This window comes from Dellaglioa sp. CoH-57-MRSF-19, from assembly GCF_056781975.1.
The window spans coordinates 1-481 of sequence record NZ_JBXAXW010000123.1; the positions used below are offsets into that span (position 1 = coordinate 1).

Consider the following 481-nt stretch of genomic DNA (forward strand, 5'->3'; position numbering starts at 1 on the left):
GTTGATCACAACGATCTGTACAACGCACACCCGCTGGCGGAAGTCTGCGACGAGATTTACAACGATTTTGCGGTCGCGGTCACTGTCGCGGACCTGCGTGGATGCGCCACCGTGAACGAGATCACGGACCTGATTCTGCGCAAGCGGAAGGAGCAGGAAGCTGGGAGCAACATCGTGGACGACAACCTGCTGATCGTCGAAGACGAAAACACGGATGAGGACCGGACGCGCGACGAGGCTCTTTCTGCTATCGAAAAAATCGTAGGGCACTCCATTAGCCTCGACGCCAATCTGGAAGACGTGCTGAAGAAACATGGCATTTCGTATCCGGTCGGGGCTGTTATTGGCGGTGCCATGAAAGCGCGCTTTGACTTCGTGGTTCCGGTCGCCGTGGCCCGCGAATGGACGACCCCGCGCTCCGTGGCTACTAGCATCGTGCATCTCAAGGCCCTCCGTGCGGACCCGCGTGTTCGAAACATTC

The 481-nt window shown here is 58.2% G+C and carries 1 protein-coding gene; it reads left to right on the forward strand.

The annotated features are described in order from the left end of the window. A partial coding sequence (locus AC1RO3_RS08570) for a hypothetical protein (RefSeq protein ID WP_481764013.1) occupies positions 1-481 on the forward strand: 481 nt, incomplete at both ends.